This is a genomic window from Falsiroseomonas oleicola, from assembly GCF_019029495.1.
Taxonomy (GTDB): Bacteria; Pseudomonadota; Alphaproteobacteria; order Acetobacterales; family Acetobacteraceae; genus Falsiroseomonas; species Falsiroseomonas oleicola.
In genome coordinates this window covers 71,376-87,601 of record NZ_JAERQM010000006.1, presented here as the reverse complement: position 1 = coordinate 87,601, position 16,226 = coordinate 71,376, and the positions used below count along the sequence as shown (strand labels likewise).

Genomic DNA, 16,226 nt, shown 5'->3' with positions numbered 1-16,226 from the left:
GAGGGTCTTCAGGATGCAACTCGGCATGGTCGGGCTGGGCCGCATGGGCGGCAATCTGGTGCGGCGGCTGATGCGCGCCGGCATCTCCTGCACCGTCTGGGACCGCGACCCGGCCGTGGTCGCCACCCTGGCCGCCGAGGGCGCGGAGGGTGCCAGCGACCTCGCCGACCTCGTCCGCCGCCTGCCGGCGCCCCGCGCCGTCTGGGTGATGCTGCCGGCCGGCGCGGCGACGGAGGAGGCACTGGCGCAACTGGCCGGGCTGCTGGAGCCGGGTGACGTCGCCATCGATGGCGGCAACGGCATGTGGAAGGACGCCATCCGCCGCGCCGGACTGCTACGCGAGCGTGGCATCGACATGCTGGATATCGGCACCTCCGGCGGCGTCTGGGGCCTGGCGCGCGGCTACTGCCTGATGATCGGCGGGCCGGCCGTGCCGGTCGAACGGCTCGATCCCATCTTCAAGGCGCTGGCGCCCGGGGAGGCCGCGGCATCCCCCACGCCCGGCCGCAACGCGGAGGCCGATCCGCGCCCGCCCCAGGGCTACGTCCATTGCGGCGCCAATGGCGCCGGGCACTTCACGAAAATGGTCCACAACGCCGTGGAATACGGGATGATGCAGGCGATGGCGGAGGGGCTGGAACTGCTCCGCCAGCAGGGCAGCGAGGCGGTGGCGCCGGAGCTGCGGCTCGACCTGGATGTGCCCGACATCACCGAGGCCTGGCGCCGTGGTTCCGTCGTCGCCTCCTGGCTGCTGGACCTGACGGCCCAGGCCTTGGCGGCGGATGGGGAGCTTTCGAGCTATTCCGGCCGGGTCGGCGACAGTGGGGAGGGGCGCTGGGCGGTGCAGGCGGCGATCGAAAGCGCGGTGCCGGCCCCGGTGCTCTCCGCCGCGCTCTATTCCCGCTTCCGGTCGCGGCAGGAGGCGCCGTTTGCGGATCGGTCGCTCTCGGCCATGCGCAACGCCTTCGGCGGGCATCTGGAGCCGAAATGAGCCATCTGGTGCTGGTGATGGGCGTCTCGGGGGCGGGCAAGTCCACCGTCGGGCCGCTGATCGCGCAGGGGCTGGGCCTGCGCTTCGACGATGCGGACAGTTTTCATCCGCCCGCGAATGTCGCGAAGATGAGCCGGGGCGAGCCGCTGGATGACGGCGACCGCGCCCCCTGGCTGGATGCCATCGGCGCGCATCTGTCAGCGCATCGTGGCCGCGGCTGCGTGGTGACCTGCTCCGCCCTGAAGCGCGCCTATCGCGACCGGCTGCGCGCAACGGCACCCGACCTGCGGCTGGTCTTCCTGCAGGGCGACCAGGCCCTGGTCGCGGCCCGCCAGGCGGCGCGCCAAAACCACTTCATGCCGGCCAGCCTGGTGGCAAGCCAGTTCGCCACGTTGGAACCGCCGGCGCCGGAGGAAAGTGCCATCCTGCTGGATGTGGCGGCGACGCCGGATGCGCTGGCGGACGCCGCGATCAGCGCGCTGGGCGCAGGAACGCGGCTCGGCTGAGCCCGCCCACCTGCCGCAGCAGCGCGACCCAAGCGGCAAATCCCTCCGGAATCGCACTCTCCCGCCAGTTCTCGTCCGGCGCGTGAAAATCCTCATCCGCCGTGGCGAAGGAGAACATGACGGTGTGCAGGCCGAGCACGCGCTGCACGATGTCGCTCAGCGGCAGGGTCGCGCCCATGCGAACGCGGAGCGGCGCGGTGCCGGTGGTCTGGGTCAGGGCGGCCTCGGCGGCCAGCAGCAGAGGGTGGTCGCCGGGGACCTCCGTCGCGCGGCTGCCCTCCCGCAGGCTGCGGATTTCGAGCGCCACGCCGGGCGGGCAATGGGCGCGCAGATGGCGGGAGACGGCGGCGACCACCGCCGCCGGGTCCTGCCCGGGCACCAGACGCATCGACAGTTTCGCAAAGGCCTGGTGCGGGATGACGGTCTTGCCGCCGGGGCCGGTATAGCCGCCCCACATCCCATTCACCTCCAGCGTCGGCAGCAGCCAGAGCCGTTCCAGGAAGGCGGCGGTGGACAGGCCGGAGGGCGGGGCGCCGATGCTGGCATCATGCGCCGCCACATCGAAGGGAATTTTGGCCAGTTGCGCGCGCATCGCCGCATCGGGCGACACCGCGCCATCGGCGAAGCCGGCGACGGCGATGGCGCCCTGCGCGTCATGCAGCGTCGCCAGCAGGCGCGCCATGGCCTGGGCGGCATTGGCCACCACGCCGCCATAGCGGCCGGAATGCAGGTCCTTCCCGGCGCTGCGCAGTGACAGCTCCAGCGCCGTATTGCCGCGGGTGGCGACGGTCAGCGTCGGCATGTCCGCCCGCCAGCGGGCGCCATCGGCCGAGAGCACGGCATCGGCGGCGAACCAGGCGCGATCCTGCTCCAGGATTTTTGCGAGTGTCGCGGAGCCGACCTCCTCCTCGCCCTCCAGCAGGATGGTGACGTTGCAGGGCAGGCGGCCTTCGACGGCCAGGAAGGCGCCGAGCGTCTCGATGGCGAGAAGGGAGGGTCCCTTGTCGTCGGCGACGCCCCGCGCATAGAGTCGGCCGTTGCGGGGCGTGAGCTGGAAGGGCGGGGAGATCCAGGCCTCGGCCGGGTCGGGTGGCTGCACGTCGTAATGGCCATAGACCAGCAGCGTCGGCGCCTGCGGCCCGGCGCCGTGCCAGCGGGCGGTGACGGCGGGGTGCCCGCCGGCCGCGACCTCCCGCACCCCTTCCAAGCCGAGCGCGGCGAGGCGCGCGCACCACCAGTCCCGCGCCTCCGCCATGCCGGGGGCATAAGCGGGGTCGGTGGAGACGGAGGGGCAGGCGACCAGGGCGGCCAGCCGCGCGACGAAGGGGGTGCGATCGGCCAGCAGGTGGTCGAGGACCTTGTCCGTCATGCCAGCAGCGCCGTGAAGGTTTCGGCGGATTGGGCGCGGCGGCCGGTCTCCAGTTCCGAGATCAGGGCACACAGCTTTTCCATCACCGGCACGGGGATGCCCTTTTCCGCGGCGAGGCCAGGCACCAAACCGATCTGCGCATCCGCTTCGGTCTTGCGGCGGCGCACGGCGAGGTCGCGCCAGATGCCGGAATGGGTCTTCGCGCCGACAGCGTTGAAGTCGCGCAGCCAGTCGACCACGGCAGCACCCTCCGCATCCGGCATGCCGGGGGCGAAGGCCATGGGTCGAAAATCCCCGAAGCCGCGCGGCGTGACGCCATGGGCCAGGGCGGTCGCGACGACCTCGCGGCCCAGCGCTAGCCAGACGGGCAGGCGGGCCGGATCGCCGAAATTGGCGCTCATGCTGTCATTGTTCAGCGCGGTGGCAAACAGCATGGCGCCATAGGCCATCTTGCCCCAGAGGTAGGACCAGATGTCGTCGGTGAGGATCGCATCCGGCTCGAATTTCTGACACAGGGCGAACATCGCCTGCGTGCGCGGGCGCGTGCTGCCGTCGAGCTCGCCGATGACGACAGCGCTGCGATTGCCGAACAGGATCTCGCCCGGGCCGTGCCAGTCGGCGCCGAAATTCACGAAGCAACCCATCACGCGATCGGCGCCGAAGGCGCGAGACAGGGCGATCTCGTTCAGCCCGTTCTGGGCGGAGAAGACGAAGCCCTCGGGCGCCAGATGCGGCGCCAGCATGGGGATCGCCGCTTCGGTGGCCTGCGCCTTCACGGCGAGGACGATGCGGGAATAGGTGCCCGTCAGCTCCGCCGGCGTCACCGCCGGGATCACCTGCGTGAACTCCGCGACGGGGCCGGTGATGCGCAGGCCGGTGGTACGGCAGGCCTCGACATGTTCGGCGACGGTGTCGACCAGCAGCACCTCATGCCCCGCACGCGCCCAGAAGGCGCCGAGCGTGCCGCCGATGGCGCCGGCGCCCCAGATGACTATCGGGTCTGCCATGGTCCCTCCAACGCCTCGCGGGTTTCGGCCACGCCGATCTCCCAGATGGCCTGCATGGTTGTGTCGTCGATCTGCCAGGGGCCGCCGAAGGCGCCGTCGCCGAGAATCGCCCGGGTCTGGGCGGGGCCGCCGGCCTTCATCCGTGCGAGGTCCGGCACGGGCTTGCGGCCTTCGGGCGCGGGGGCGTGGGGCAGGCGGGTCCAGGGGTAGTTCTCGAACCAGTTGCCGTGGCTGGCGGAGGGGTCCGCGGCCATGGCGGCCGCCCAGACGCGCGGCGTGTTGTACCAGTTGTGGAATTTCAGGCTGAGGCCCAGCGTCTCCGCCATCATCTCCTGCAGCAGCGCGGCGACCGGCGCATTGCCGCCATGGCCGTTCACCACCATCACGCGGCGGAAGCCGACGCGCGCGACGCTGTCCACCAGGTCGCGCATCACAGCGAGCAGCGTTGTGACGCGCAGGGAGACGCTGCCGGGAAATTCGGAAAAGTAGGGCGCGAGGCCGAAGGGCATCACCGGAAACACCGGCACGCCGAGTGGCGCCGCCGCTTCCCGCGCGACGCGCTCCGCCAGGATCGCATCGGTGGCCAGCGAAAGCTGCGCATGCTGTTCCGTGCTGCCCAGCGGCAGCACGCAGCGGTCATCGAGGCGCAGCCGCGCCTCGATATCCTTCCAGTTGTGGTCTGCGATGTTCATCAGCGCGTCGGCACGATGTCCATCGCCAGCGTGTCCTCATCGGTGCGGGCGCGCACCAGGTTCACCCGGTCCCGCCGCATCGCCCAGGCGGAGCCGACGGAGGCCAGCGGCATGCCGACCCGCTCCGTGGTGAAGAGCGTGGCGATCTGCTGCAACAACTCCTCCCGCTTTTTCGCATCCAGCTCCACCGAGGCGGCCTGGATCAGGCGGTCCATCTCCGGGTTGGAATAGCCATGCCAGTTGAAGGCGCCGAGGCGCAGCGCCGGGTTGTTGGTGTGCGCGTTGGACGAATAGTAGTAGTTCGCCTCGCCGGTCAGCGTGCCCCAGCCGGCCATGATGTTCGACAATTCACCGCGCGCACGGGCGGGGAAAATGACGGCGGCGGGCTGGCCTGCTGCCTGCACCTCGATGCCGATGCGGGCAAACATCTGGGCCAGCGCGGTGCCGACGCCATTGTCGCCCGGCAGGCGGTTATTGGTGAAGTTCAGCACCATCCGGAAGCCGTTGGGATAGCCGGCTTCCGCCAGCAGCGTGCGGGCGCGGGCCAGGTTCGGCGTCGGGATCGGGATGGCCGGGTTGAAGCCGAAGATGCCGGGCGTCACCATCTGGCCCTGCGGGCTGCCCAGGCCCTCCATGGCGATCTCGGCCAGCGCGCGACGGTCGATCGCAAGGTCCATCGCCTCCCGCACCCTGATGTCGCGATAGGGGTTGGCGGCGAGGCGGGAGCCGTCGCGGGCGGTCACCTGCGGCGTGTTCTCGCGGTAGTCGAGCTGCAGGTTGAAGACATAGACGGTATCCGCCTTCACCACGCGCAGCGCGCGGTCACGCTCCAGTGTCGAGACATCGGCCGCCGGCACGCGGACGATCATGTCCACCTGGCCGGTGCGCAGCTGCGCGACGCGGGCGGCATCATTCGGGATTTCGCGGCGCACATGCCGTGCCCAGGGCTGGCGGCCGCCCCAATAGGCGTCGTTGCGCTCCACCACGAACTGCTCCCGCGGGGTCCAGGAGATGAAGCGGTAGGGCCCCGTGCCGATGGCGGCACGGCCGGTGTTGAAGGCCTCGTTGCTCGTCTCCGGCGTCAGGCCCGCGGTGGCGCGGGCGCTGGTGATGAAGACGCGGATGAAGTCGTTGGGCAGGGTCGGCGCCGGGCCATCCGTGATGACGTGCAGCGTATGCGCATCGACGATGCGCAGGTCCTTCACGTTGCGGACGTAGATGCGCGTCGGGTTCGGGCCGGAGAGCACCTGCATGCGGCGGATGGAGGCGACCACATCCTCCGCCGTCATTGGGCTGCCGTCATGGAAGGTGACGCCCTGGCGCAGCTTGAATTCCCAGGTGGTGGTGTCGATCGGCCGCCAGCTTTCCGCGATGCCGGGCTCCAACTGGAGGTTGTCGCCGCTGGTCACCAGCGTGTCGAAGACATGCTTCAGCGCCTCGGCATGGGTGCCGGTGGCCGTGAAGTGCGGGTCCACCCCCTCCGGCCCCGCGCGGACGCCGAGGTTCAGTGTTTGGGCGCCGGCCGTGCCGGTCAGCAGCAGGCTTGTGGTGGCCGCCAGAGCGAGGCGGCGGAAGGTCTGGGTCATTTTTATATCCCCCGGGGAAGCGTCCTGTCCCGCCGATGGTAGGAACGGCTTGCGTCCGCTGTCCATGCCCCGATACTGCGATGCAATGCTCGGCTTCATCATCCAGCGACTCCTGCAATCGGTCGGCGTCATGCTGGCGATGTCGGCGCTCGTCTTCATCGGCGTATACGCCATCGGCAATCCGATCGACGTGCTGATCTCCCCGGACGCGACGCAGGACATCCGGGAGGATACGATCCGTCGCTACGGGTTGGACCTGCCGCTGTGGCAGCAATACTTCGCCTTTCTGGGGCGGCTGCTCTCCGGCGATTTCGGGCGGTCTCTGGTCTTCGACATTCCGGTGCTGGAACTGGTGCTGGCACGGCTGCCGGCGACGCTGGAACTCGCCTTGGCATCGGTGCTGATCGGCGCCTTCATCGGCATTCCGCTGGGCATCTATGCCGGCTACCGGCCGGATGCCGTGTCGTCGCGGGCCATCATGGCGGTGTCGGTGCTGGGGTTTTCGGTGCCGACCTTCTGGGTCGGGCTGCTGCTGATCCTGACCTTCGCGGTCAATCTCGGCTGGCTGCCGGCGGGGGATCGCGGGCCTACGGTCGAGGTCTTCGGCATCGGCTGGTCGTTCCTGACGGCGGAGGGACTGACCTTCCTCATCCTGCCGGCGCTGAACCTGTCGCTGTTCAAGCTGGCCATGATGATCCGGCTGGCGCGCGCCGGAACCCGGGAAATCATGCTGACCGACACGGTGAAGTTCGCCCGCGCCGCCGGCCTTTCGGAATTCACCATCCTGCGGCGGCATGTGCTGCGGCTGATCTCCATCCCGCTGGTGACCGTGTTCGGCCTGGAATTCGCCTCGACGCTGGCCTTCGCCGTGGTGACGGAGACGATCTTCTCCTGGCCCGGCGTCGGCAAGCTCATCATCGATTCCATCACCTCGCTCGATCGGCCGGTGATGGTGGCCTATCTGGTGCTGGTCGCCTTCTTCTTCGTGGTGATCAACCTGGTGGTCGATCTGTCCTATGCGCTGCTGGACCCACGGCTTCGACGGGGGCGCGCGGCGTGAAGGCTTTCTGGCGCGAATACCGGGAGAACTGGGTCGCCGTCGTGGCGCTCGCCGTTGTCGTGCTGGTGGTGCTGGCCGCGCTGACGGCGCCCATCTTCGCGCCGCAGGACCCCTACGACCTGGCGATCCTGGACCTGATGGATGCGCGTCGGCCGCCGGGCTATGTCGGATCCGGCGAATATGTGCATTGGCTTGGCACGGATGCGCAGGGGCGGGACCTGCTCTCAGCCATTCTCTACGGGCTGCGCATCTCCCTGCAGATGGGGTTGGTGGCGGGCGCGGTGGCGATGACGCTGGGCGCGACCCTCGGCATCCTTTCCGCCCATCTCGGCGGATGGGTGGAGGCGCTGGTGATGCGGGTGGTGGACCTGCAACTCTCCTTCCCCGCGATCCTGCTGGCATTGGTGCTGGTGGCGGTGCTGGGGCAGGGGAAGTCGCAGCTCATCATCGCGCTGGTCGCCGCGCAATATGCCTATTTCGCCCGCACCGCCTATGGCGCCGCCACCGCCGAGCGGCAGAAGGATTACGTGGAGGCCGCTTCTGCCACGCCGCTGCCGAGTTGGCGCGTGGTGCTGCGCCACATCCTGCCGAACTGCCTGCCGCCGCTGATCGTCGTCGGCACCGTGCAGGTGGCCAATGCCATCGCGCTGGAGGCGACGCTGTCCTTCCTCGGCCTGGGCCTGCCGCCGACGGAGCCCTCGCTAGGCATGCTGATCGCCAATGGCTTTCCCTACATGATGAATGGGCGCGCCTGGATCTCGGTGTATCCCGGTATCGCGCTGATCCTGCTGATCGTCGCCATCAACATCGTGGGCGACCAGATCCGCGACCAGTTCAACCCGAGGCTCCGCAAGTGAGCCTTCTCGAAGTTCGTGATCTGCGCACGCATTTCTTCACCCGCGCCGGCGTGGTTCGCGCGGTGGAGGGCGTGTCCTTCAGCCTGCAACGTGGCGAAATCCTGGGCCTGGTCGGCGAGAGCGGCTCCGGCAAATCCGTCACGGGCTTCTCGCTGATCGGCCTGGTCGATCCGCCCGGCCGCATCGTCTCCGGCTCCATCCGCTTCGATGGGCAGGAGCTGGTGGGGCTGGCGCAAGGCGATATGCGCAGGCTGCGTGGCAAGCGCATCGCCATGGTGTTCCAGGACCCGGCGGCGACGCTGAACCCGGTGCTGACCATCGGCCAGCAGATGGCGCTCGCCGTGCGCGCGCATGGACAGGCCAGCGAGGCCGCGGCGCGGGACTTGGCCGCGCGCACGCTGACGCGCGTCGGCATTCCGGACGCGGCGGCGCGGCTGGATGCCTATCCGCATGAATTCTCGGGCGGCATGCGCCAGCGCGTGGCGATTGCGACGGCGCTGCTGCACGGCCCGGATCTCATCATCGCGGATGAGCCGACCACGGCGCTCGATGTCTCGATCCAGGCGCAGATCCTGGCGGAGATGCAGAAGCTGGCGCGGGAGACGGGCACGGCGCTGGTCTGGATCAGCCACGACCTCGCCACCGTCTCCTCCCTCGCGGACCGGGTGCTGGTCATGTATGCGGGCCGCATCGTGGAATCCGGCGCGGTGGGGGAGGTGCTGCGCGACCCACGCCACCACTACACCCGGGGGCTGCTGGACAGCCTGCCGGCCACGGCCCTGCCGGGCGCGCGGCTGAACCAGATTCCCGGCACCACGCCGAGCCTGCTCGCCTTGCCACCCGGCTGCCCCTTCGCGCCGCGCTGCCCACGCGCCGATGCGGTCTGCGCGACGGACCCGCCGGACGTGGTCACGGGCGACAGGCTGGTGCGCTGCCATCATCCGCTGGGGGTGGCGGCGTGAACCAGGTTCTTGTCGCCGAGGGCGTCACCAAGCGCTTCGACCCGCGCCTTTCGCTCGGTGACCGGATCGCCGGCGCGCTGGGTGCGCAGGTGGAGCGGCGCGCGGTGCAGGCGGTCTCCGACGTGTCGCTCTCCATCACTGCCGGCGAGACACTCGGCCTGGTGGGCGAAAGCGGATGCGGCAAGTCCACCCTCGGAAGAATGCTGGCGGGCATCCTGGCGCCGACGAGCGGCCGCGTACTGGTCTCAGGGCAGGCGCCCATGGTAGGGCGGCACAAGGCGACGACGCGCATCCAGACGGTGTTCCAGGACCCCTTCGCCTCGCTGAACCCGCGCATGCGCATCGGCGAGACCATCGCCGAAGGCCCCGTCACCCACGGCCTGACCACGCGGGCGGAGGCGCCGCGCATGGTGGCGGAATGGCTGGCACGCGTCGGCCTCGACCCGGCCTTCGCCTCCCGCTTCCCCCACCAGTTCTCCGGCGGCCAGCGGCAGCGCGTGGCCATCGCCCGCGCCTTGGCGATGCAGCCCGAGATGCTGGTCTGCGACGAGCCGGTGGCCTCGCTGGATGTGTCGATCCAGGCGCAGATCCTGAACCTGTTCCTCGATCTGCGGCGCGACCTGGGACTGACCTGCGTCTTCATCTCGCATGACCTGTCGGTGGTGCGGCATGTGAGCGACCGTGTCGCCATCATGTATCTCGGCCGCATCGTCGAAAGCGGGTTGTCCCGGGTCATCTACGCGGCGCCGCGGCATCCCTATACGCAGGGGCTGCTGGACAGCGTGCCGAAGCTGCGGCTCTCGGCCGAGGATGTGGCCAGCTTCAAGCCGATCGCCGGGGAACTGCCCTCGCCACTGTCGCCACCCAGCGGCTGCGCCTTCCATCCGCGCTGCCCGAAGGCCACCGACCTCTGTCGCGCCGAACGCCCGCTGCTGACGGCGCGGGAGGATGGGGCGCTGGTCGCCTGCCATCACGCGTAACGTCGCGAAGCAGAGCGAAACGCGCCGCCGCGCCGCGCTGATTATCCTGCTGGCCAACGACGCCACCGAGGAAGCAGGCCATGAGTGGATCCACCCAGCCAGCCGCCGGGGATTTCACCCCACCGGCCGAATCCAACGGCATCACCGACCTCATCAACAACTCCTCCAACACCGGGCGGGAGGTGGCGCAGACCATCGCCTCCGAAACGCTGACCCGTTTCATTGAGCGCGGGGCCGGGGAGGCGGGGCGGCTGGGACTGCGCGGGGCGGCGGGCGGCCTCGCGGGTGCGCTGGTGCAGCCGGCGGTCTGGGTGCTGTCCGGCCGGGCGCCGCAGCCGGGGGATGTGGAGCTTTGGGGGCTCGGCACCGTGGTCTCCCTGGCCGGGGGCGCCATCGGCTCGGCCGCCAGCATCGTCACCGGCGTGGTGAAGGCGATGGTCGAGGATCATGAGGACGGCATCATTGCCCAGGCCGTGGCCAATGAACCGGCGATGTACCGGCCCTTCATCCGCTCCGTCCGCAACTACGGCATTTCGGGGCGCGGCATCGTGGCGATGCAGGTCGCCAATCATGGCGGGGTCACCTGGCGGGTCGGGCCGGCGACCTGGGTGTTCATCACGGACGCCACCGGCAAGCTGGTCTGCGACTACCGCCCCGCCTATGCGATGGAGATCTACGCGCCGACCCTGCCGCTGCGCATCACGGGCCGGCAATATGGCGAGATCACCTATCGTTGGTCATCGCGGAATGGGAACATCCACGGGTAGCGGCGCCTCGAGCTCCCCTCCTGCGCGGCGCATCCAGGGCAGTATGGTCTGCCGCGCGACCATCGCCACCAGGAGGCAAAGGCCGAGCGCCACCATCAGCGCGGCCGCGGGGTCCGCCCGCCGGATGCCCCCCACCGGCACGATCTGGTGCAGCAGGCCGAGCACCAGCAGCAGCGCCGCGATCACGCCAAACCCCAGCACCACCAGGTGGCGCGGACCGTGGCGCCGCACCCACCAGACGGCCAGTCCGAACAGAACCACGCCCAGCGGGGGGCCGAGGTCCACCAGCAGCAGCAGGCTTTCCGGCAACGGCACTGCCAGCATCAGCCAGGATCGCCAGTTCGTCAGGATAAGGCCCGCCAGGCTTGCCCCGGCCCAGCCCCACCAGACCCGCCCCGGCGCGCGGGCAAGCCCCGCGGCCAGAAGGCCGAGCAGGCCGTGGAACAGGATCGGCGTGGCCAGGTGCAGTGCCATCATCGGCGAGGCGGTCACGAAGCCCGGGAATTGCAGCCAATCGAGCCCCCAGCGCAGCAGCGACCAGCCCGATGCGAGCACGCCATAGGCGAGGCCGAGCGCCGGCCAGCTTTCGATGTCCCGGCGCAGGATCCACCACAGCGCCGCCAGCTTGCAGCCTTCCACCAAGGCGAGGCTGAGCAGGTTCCAGGCCAGCGTCACCGTGAAAAGGCCATCGCGCGGCACGAACCGCAGCAGGTCGCCGCTGAGCACGCCAAGTGGCATGGAGATGGCGAAGGCGAGCAGGGAGGCCGCCAGCGCGGCTCGCCAGGTCCGTATCGCGCGCAGCGCAGCCAGAGACATCAGAAGTTCACCCGGTCCCCGCCCTTCAGGCTCAGCATTTCCCGCGCCTCATCCGGCGTGGCCACGCTCAGCCCCAGCCCCTCGATGATCTGCCGCGCCGCGCGGACCTGTTCGGCATTGCTGCGCGCCAGCCGGCCCGGCCCGGCCCAGAGGCTGTCCTCCATGCCGACGCGCACATTGCCGCCCATGGCGGCGGCCATGGCTGCGATCGGAAGCTGGTTGCGGCCGGCGCCCAGCACGCTCCAGCGATACTGGTCGCCGAACAGCCGGTCCGCGGTGCGTTTCATATGCAGCACATCCTCCGGATGCGCACCGATGCCGCCCTGCAGGCCGAAGACCGTCTGGATGAACAGCGGCGCGCGCACGAGGCCCTGATCGAGAAAGTACTTCAGGTTGTAGAGATGCGACGTGTCATAGCATTCGAATTCGAAGCGCGTGTTATTCTCTGAGCACGTGCGAAGGATGTATTCGATATCCCCAAAAGTGTTGCGGAACAGGATGTCCTTGTTGGCCAGGTAGGGCTGTTCCCAGTCGTGCTGGAAATCCTTGAACCGGTTCAGCATGCCGAACAGCCCGAAATTCATCGAGCCCATGTTCAACGAGGCCACCTCCGGCGCGAAGCTCGCCGCCGGCTTCACCCGCTGCTCGATGGTCATGGTCGGCGCGCCGCCGGTGGTGATGTTCACCACGCAGTCGCTGCGCTGCTTGATGACGCGCAGGAAGGGCGCGAAGGCCTCCGGCGACTGGTCGGGCCGGCCATCCACCGGGTCGCGGGCATGCAGGTGGACGATGGCCGCACCGGCCTCCGCCGCGCCGATCGCGGCATCGGCGATCTGCTCCGCCGTGATCGGCAGATGCGGCGACATGCTGGGGGTGTGGATCGCGCCCGTCACCGCACAGGTGATGATGATTTTGCGAGTCATGCCTCTCCGCTCTCCTTCTTATGCGCGGCGAGCGCCGCCAACCGCGCATCCCGTCGCGCACTGCGGCTGGCGATCTCCGACCGGTCGGGCGTGGCACCCCATTGTTCCATGATGCGTCCGAGTCCCGCCGCGCCGAAAACCTCGGGCGAGGGCGGCGCGGCGGCGATGCGCCCGTAGAAGGGGCCATAGCGCGCGCAATAGTCGGGGATGCCGCCCGGCGCGTTCAGCTCGATGGTCGCGAAGGGGCCGAGGAAGGACCAGCGCAGGCCAAGCCCCTCCGCCACGGTCGTATCCAGATCCTGCGGCGAGACATAGCCTTCCTGCACGAGCCGAAAGGCCTCGGCCAGCAGGGCGCCCTGCAGGCGGTTGAGGATGAAGCCCTCGATCTCCCGCTTCACCGTGATGGGCGCCTGGCCGATGCTGGCGAAGATGGCCCGCGCGCGGTCGATGGTCGCGGGCGCCGTCCAGGGCGCGCCGCACAGTTCCACAACCGGCACCAGATGCGGCGGGTTCACCGGATGCGCGACGAGGCAGCGCGCCCGCCCGGCCAGCCCCTCGGTGAAGACGGAGGCCGGGATGGCGCTGGTCGACGACGCCAGGATGCAATCCGGCGCCGCCAGGAAATCAAGCTCCGCGAAGATGGCGCGCTTCGTCGCGGCATCCTCCGGCCCGTTCTCCTGTACGAAGGTCGCGCCGGACAGCGCTTCCGTCAGACTGCCGGCCATGCTGATGCGGGAGGCGGCGGCCTCCGGCGCGGGGCACAGCCCATGCCGCGCCAGCTCCGCCAGACCCTCGGCGCAGAGGCGCGGGGCGGCATCCAGCGCCGCGGGATCAGGGTCATGCAGCGCGGCCTGCCAGCCGGCCCGGGCGAAGATCATCGCCCAGGAACGGCCGATCAGCCCCGCGCCCACGATCGCAACCTTGCGCGCCTCGCCCATGACGAGCCCCCCTGTTGTTGAGGGGCACGATAGGCCTCAGGCGATGGGGCGCAATCCCGTTCGGGCCGGCGCGGTCAGCGCTGTCGGTCGAGTGCCTGCCAGAGGCCGATGATGAGCTGGCGGGCATTGGCCTCATCCGTCGGCAGCCGCAGCAGGCGGCCATCCTTCGCCATGAGGTGGATTTCGGCGCCCTGTTCGGAGGTCAGCAGGGTGGCGGCGATGACGTCAGGGGTGGAAACGGCCCGCGTGGTGCGGCCGGTGGCATGCGGAGTCATGGGGGTGGCCCTCTTGCCTCGTGCCCGCAATTCTTGCGGAGTTGGAATCCGGCGCGGGGGGCACCGGATGCAGAGGCAGAATGACCCCCCACCTATTGCGCATTAATGAATCCGGCTCGCATTTCCGTGAAAAGTTAAAGGGCGTCTCAGGGCGTCAACAGGCCCCGGAGCCGCGCCAGCATGGCGAGCGCCGGCTCGCCCAGCTCCTCCTCCGGCCCCGCCACATCGGCCACCGTGGCCAGCGCGCGCTGGCGGCTTTCCGCGTCGGGCAGCAGCGTGGCCAGCGTGTCGAAGGCGTCCTGCGGCGCCATTTCCACCACCACCGTCTGTTCCCGGATCAGCGCCTGTCGGGCGGAGGAGGTCATCTGCGCGAAGGGCGCCTCCGTCGTCAGCAGGGTGTTGGAACGTGCCAGGCGGCTGCGGCGGACGCCGCCGCGGGCCTTGGCCATCAGGATCATCATCCGCACCACGGCCTCGGCGTAGCCACCCTCCGCGATCCGGTCGAGGGCGGCACGGACATCGGGGGTTTCGCCAGCCAGTTCCGCCACCGCATCCACCGCCGGCACCTCCGCCGCGACATTCAGGGCGGACATGGTGCCGTAGATGGCGTGGAAGGCGGTCTCCTGCATCGAATCGCGCCAGTCGCGCCAGGCATCGATGCTGCGCTCCACCGAATCGGCCCAGGCGCGCTCCATGGCGACGAAGGGATTGTCGGCCGCCGCCGGGGCGCGGTTGGCCTTCACCATCTCCGCCATCGGACCAAGGCCGCGCATCAGCGGATTGGCGTCGCTGACCATGTAGCGGCGGGCGCGCATCGGGTTCATCTGCCGGCGCAGCTCCGCCGATTGTTCCGTGCTGAACTGGCGGATCACCGGGCTGGCGAACAGGTCGTAGACCATCTGGTTCAGCGCGGAGATGCGGGCCACCGCCGGGAAGGCCTCGTTCTCCGCCTCGCCGGAGATGGCGCGGATGTCGCCGATGGTCTTCTCCACCAGCTCCACCTGATAGCCGGTATTGAGCCCGCTGCCGGCGGTGCCGGTGATGCGCAGCTCGTACAGGCCCGGCGCCACGCTCTCGATCAGGTCGAGCGTATTGGCGATTTCGGTGTGTTCCTTGTTGGCCACCTTGCCGGAGACGAAGATGCCGAGATGGCCAATCTCGTCATGCACCAGGTAGATGATGGTCTGGCCGAGGGTCTTGATTTCCTGCTCATCGCGATAGACGTCGGCGATCCAGCGCAGCGCCTGGCCGGGCGGGGTGATGTTGTCGCCGGCCGACGCAAAGACCACGATCGGTGACTTCACCGAGCGCATGTTGAAGCTGGCGCCCTTGCCGGCGGAGATTTCGCCGCGGGCGAATTTGTCGCCGATGAACAGGTTCTCGACGATCCAGCGGATCTCGTCCCGCGTCATCAGGAAGTAGCCGCCCCACCAGCGCTCGAACTCCAGGAAGCGCTCGGCCTCGCTGTCGACGTTCTCGTACAGGTTGTAATATTTGCGGAACTTGGTGTTGCCCGGCGACAGGCTCTCGAAGTTGGAGACCAGGTTGGCGCCGTCGAAGGTGCCATTGCCGAGATCGGCCAGCAGCGCCGCCGGCCAGGACCCGCCGGCGAGGCCGCCGGTATAGCGCATCGGGTTGCGGCCACGTTCCCCGGCCCAATAGGAGAGGGGGGCGCCGTTCAGGACCAGCGGGCCGGTCAGCTCCGGCTCCGAGGCGCCGAGCATCATCACCGCCCAGCCGCCCTGGCAATTGCCGATGACCACGGGGCGCTGCGCCTCGGGGTGCAGTTCGTGGATGCGGCGCAGGAAGATCGCCTCGGCCTCGGTGATGTCGAGGATGGTCTGGCCGGGCTCCGGGTCGCGGAAGAAGATGACGAAATAGACTGGATGACCGCGGCGGAGCGCCACGCCCACCTGGCTGTCGGACTTGAAGCCACCGATGCCGGCGCCATGGCCGGCACGGGGGTCGATGATGACGAAGGGGCGCATCGCCGGGTCGGTGGGCTTGGCACCCTCCGGCGGCTTGATGCGGACCAAAGCGTAGTTGCAGCGGCGAGGCAGGGTGCGGCCATCCACCACCATGTCCCAGTCGAAGACAAGAACGGGCGGGCAGCCGGCCTTCTCATGCTCGGCGAAGGTGTTGCCGGCCTGGCGCATCGTGTCCCAGAACAGGACGGAGCGCTGGGAGGCATCGACCGCATAGGCCATGGCATCGGCCATGAGCTTGAGGGGGGACCGGCTGAGGAAGGCCGCGCCGGTGGGCGCCGCGCCATCCATGATGCGCGGGGGCATGGCGGGCGTCATCGCCGCCATCTGGCGCCGGGCGACATCGCCCATGGCCTGGGCCTGTTCCATGAAGCGGGTCATGGCCTCGGCGGATCGGGCCATCATCTCGCGCCCGGGGGGAGGGGTTTGGGCGTTCATGCGGTGCATCCTTCGTGGCCACAACGGCGGTGCAGCATAGCGGGGAATGATGAACGAGGCACGCGGGGAAAGTT

The 16,226-nt window shown here is 69.4% G+C and carries 16 protein-coding genes; 7 read left to right on the top strand and 9 right to left on the bottom strand.

Annotated elements, in window-relative coordinates:
• Positions 1–13 precede the first annotated feature (13 nt).
• Entirely contained in the window at positions 14–991 is a 978-nt protein-coding gene (gnd, locus tag JJQ90_RS19335; protein ID WP_216877904.1) for a phosphogluconate dehydrogenase (NAD(+)-dependent, decarboxylating), read from the top strand.
• Positions 988–1,497 (top strand): gluconokinase, encoded by a 510-nt coding sequence (locus JJQ90_RS19330; protein ID WP_216877903.1) that lies wholly within the window; start codon positions 988–990, stop codon positions 1,495–1,497. The genes gnd and JJQ90_RS19330 overlap by 4 nt, the downstream gene beginning before the upstream one ends.
• Here JJQ90_RS19330 and JJQ90_RS19325 read toward each other — a convergent pair.
• From JJQ90_RS19325 to JJQ90_RS19310, 4 genes are read right to left on the bottom strand one after another with little or no spacing between them, the layout of a single operon-like run.
• Positions 1,463–2,866 (bottom strand): M20/M25/M40 family metallo-hydrolase, encoded by a 1,404-nt coding sequence (locus JJQ90_RS19325; protein WP_216877902.1) that lies wholly within the window; start codon positions 2,864–2,866, stop codon positions 1,463–1,465. The two genes, JJQ90_RS19330 and JJQ90_RS19325, sit on opposite strands and share 35 nt — an antisense overlap.
• Positions 2,863–3,873, bottom strand: coding sequence for a ketopantoate reductase family protein (locus JJQ90_RS19320; protein ID WP_216877901.1), 1,011 nt, complete (start codon positions 3,871–3,873; stop codon positions 2,863–2,865). The genes JJQ90_RS19325 and JJQ90_RS19320 overlap by 4 nt, the downstream gene beginning before the upstream one ends.
• Complete coding sequence (locus JJQ90_RS19315) at positions 3,858–4,565, bottom strand: creatininase family protein (protein ID WP_216877900.1); 708 nt, start codon at positions 4,563–4,565, stop codon at positions 3,858–3,860. The genes JJQ90_RS19320 and JJQ90_RS19315 overlap by 16 nt, the downstream gene beginning before the upstream one ends.
• Positions 4,565–6,151: an ABC transporter substrate-binding protein gene (locus JJQ90_RS19310; protein WP_216877899.1), complete on the bottom strand. Its 1,587-nt coding sequence runs from the start codon at positions 6,149–6,151 to the stop codon at positions 4,565–4,567. Before JJQ90_RS19310 ends, JJQ90_RS19315 begins: the two co-directional genes overlap by 1 nt.
• A gap of 64 nt (positions 6,152–6,215) precedes the next feature.
• On the opposite strand from JJQ90_RS19310, the gene JJQ90_RS19305 reads away from it, so the two are divergent.
• The 5 genes from JJQ90_RS19305 (at position 6,216) to JJQ90_RS19285 (ending at position 10,777) form a co-directional block, all read left to right on the top strand.
• Positions 6,216–7,211, top strand: coding sequence for an ABC transporter permease (locus JJQ90_RS19305; RefSeq protein WP_329959480.1), 996 nt, complete (start codon positions 6,216–6,218; stop codon positions 7,209–7,211).
• Positions 7,208–8,068, top strand: coding sequence for an ABC transporter permease (locus JJQ90_RS27515; protein WP_216877898.1), 861 nt, complete (start codon positions 7,208–7,210; stop codon positions 8,066–8,068). The genes JJQ90_RS19305 and JJQ90_RS27515 overlap by 4 nt, the downstream gene beginning before the upstream one ends.
• The gene (locus JJQ90_RS19295) at positions 8,065–9,030 is read left to right on the top strand and encodes an ABC transporter ATP-binding protein (protein ID WP_216877897.1); all 966 of its coding nucleotides are present in this window, start codon (positions 8,065–8,067) and stop codon (positions 9,028–9,030) included. The genes JJQ90_RS27515 and JJQ90_RS19295 overlap by 4 nt, the downstream gene beginning before the upstream one ends.
• Positions 9,027–10,010, top strand: a complete 984-nt coding sequence (locus JJQ90_RS19290; RefSeq protein ID WP_216877896.1) for an ABC transporter ATP-binding protein — start codon at positions 9,027–9,029, stop codon at positions 10,008–10,010. Before JJQ90_RS19295 ends, JJQ90_RS19290 begins: the two co-directional genes overlap by 4 nt.
• An 80-nt stretch (positions 10,011–10,090) precedes the next feature.
• The gene (locus JJQ90_RS19285) at positions 10,091–10,777 is read left to right on the top strand and encodes a hypothetical protein (protein WP_216877895.1); all 687 of its coding nucleotides are present in this window, start codon (positions 10,091–10,093) and stop codon (positions 10,775–10,777) included.
• On the opposite strand, the gene JJQ90_RS19280 is transcribed toward JJQ90_RS19285, so the two are convergent.
• The 5 genes from JJQ90_RS19280 to JJQ90_RS19260 all read right to left on the bottom strand — a co-directional run bounded on the left by JJQ90_RS19280 (position 10,748) and on the right by JJQ90_RS19260 (position 16,152).
• The gene (locus JJQ90_RS19280) at positions 10,748–11,593 is read right to left on the bottom strand and encodes a hypothetical protein (RefSeq protein WP_216877894.1); all 846 of its coding nucleotides are present in this window, start codon (positions 11,591–11,593) and stop codon (positions 10,748–10,750) included. The two genes, JJQ90_RS19285 and JJQ90_RS19280, sit on opposite strands and share 30 nt — an antisense overlap.
• On the bottom strand, positions 11,593–12,516 hold the full coding sequence (locus JJQ90_RS19275) for a BKACE family enzyme (RefSeq protein WP_216877893.1): 924 nt from the start codon (positions 12,514–12,516) through the stop codon (positions 11,593–11,595). Before JJQ90_RS19275 ends, JJQ90_RS19280 begins: the two co-directional genes overlap by 1 nt.
• On the bottom strand, positions 12,513–13,454 hold the full coding sequence (locus JJQ90_RS19270; RefSeq protein WP_216877892.1) for a 3-hydroxyacyl-CoA dehydrogenase: 942 nt from the start codon (positions 13,452–13,454) through the stop codon (positions 12,513–12,515). Before JJQ90_RS19270 ends, JJQ90_RS19275 begins: the two co-directional genes overlap by 4 nt.
• 74 nt (positions 13,455–13,528) lie before the next feature.
• A complete protein-coding gene (locus JJQ90_RS19265) occupies positions 13,529–13,729 on the bottom strand; it encodes a hypothetical protein (protein WP_216877891.1) in 201 nt (66 codons plus the stop codon).
• 146 nt (positions 13,730–13,875) lie between these two features.
• Positions 13,876–16,152: a DUF3141 domain-containing protein gene (locus JJQ90_RS19260; protein WP_216877890.1), complete on the bottom strand. Its 2,277-nt coding sequence runs from the start codon at positions 16,150–16,152 to the stop codon at positions 13,876–13,878.
• Between the last annotated feature and the right edge of the window lie 74 nt (positions 16,153–16,226).

Bases quoted from the DNA above. Each gene is read 5' to 3' on its own strand.
- gnd (WP_216877904.1), top strand. From the start codon at position 14: ATGCAACTCGGCATGGTCGGGCTGGGCCGCATGGGCGGCAATCTGGTG.
- JJQ90_RS19330 (WP_216877903.1), top strand. From the start codon at position 988: ATGAGCCATCTGGTGCTGGTGATGGGCGTCTCGGGGGCGGGCAAGTCC.
- JJQ90_RS19325 (WP_216877902.1), bottom strand. From the start codon at position 2,866: ATGACGGACAAGGTCCTCGACCACCTGCTGGCCGATCGCACCCCCTTC.
- JJQ90_RS19320 (WP_216877901.1), bottom strand. From the start codon at position 3,873: ATGGCAGACCCGATAGTCATCTGGGGCGCCGGCGCCATCGGCGGCACG.
- JJQ90_RS19315 (WP_216877900.1), bottom strand. From the start codon at position 4,565: ATGAACATCGCAGACCACAACTGGAAGGATATCGAGGCGCGGCTGCGC.
- JJQ90_RS19310 (WP_216877899.1), bottom strand. From the start codon at position 6,151: ATGACCCAGACCTTCCGCCGCCTCGCTCTGGCGGCCACCACAAGCCTG.
- JJQ90_RS19305 (WP_329959480.1), top strand. From the start codon at position 6,216: ATGCCCCGATACTGCGATGCAATGCTCGGCTTCATCATCCAGCGACTC.
- JJQ90_RS19285 (WP_216877895.1), top strand. From the start codon at position 10,091: ATGAGTGGATCCACCCAGCCAGCCGCCGGGGATTTCACCCCACCGGCC.
- JJQ90_RS19280 (WP_216877894.1), bottom strand. From the start codon at position 11,593: ATGTCTCTGGCTGCGCTGCGCGCGATACGGACCTGGCGAGCCGCGCTG.
- JJQ90_RS19275 (WP_216877893.1), bottom strand. From the start codon at position 12,516: ATGACTCGCAAAATCATCATCACCTGTGCGGTGACGGGCGCGATCCAC.
- JJQ90_RS19270 (WP_216877892.1), bottom strand. From the start codon at position 13,454: ATGGGCGAGGCGCGCAAGGTTGCGATCGTGGGCGCGGGGCTGATCGGC.
- JJQ90_RS19265 (WP_216877891.1), bottom strand. From the start codon at position 13,729: ATGACTCCGCATGCCACCGGCCGCACCACGCGGGCCGTTTCCACCCCT.
- JJQ90_RS19260 (WP_216877890.1), bottom strand. From the start codon at position 16,152: ATGAACGCCCAAACCCCTCCCCCCGGGCGCGAGATGATGGCCCGATCC.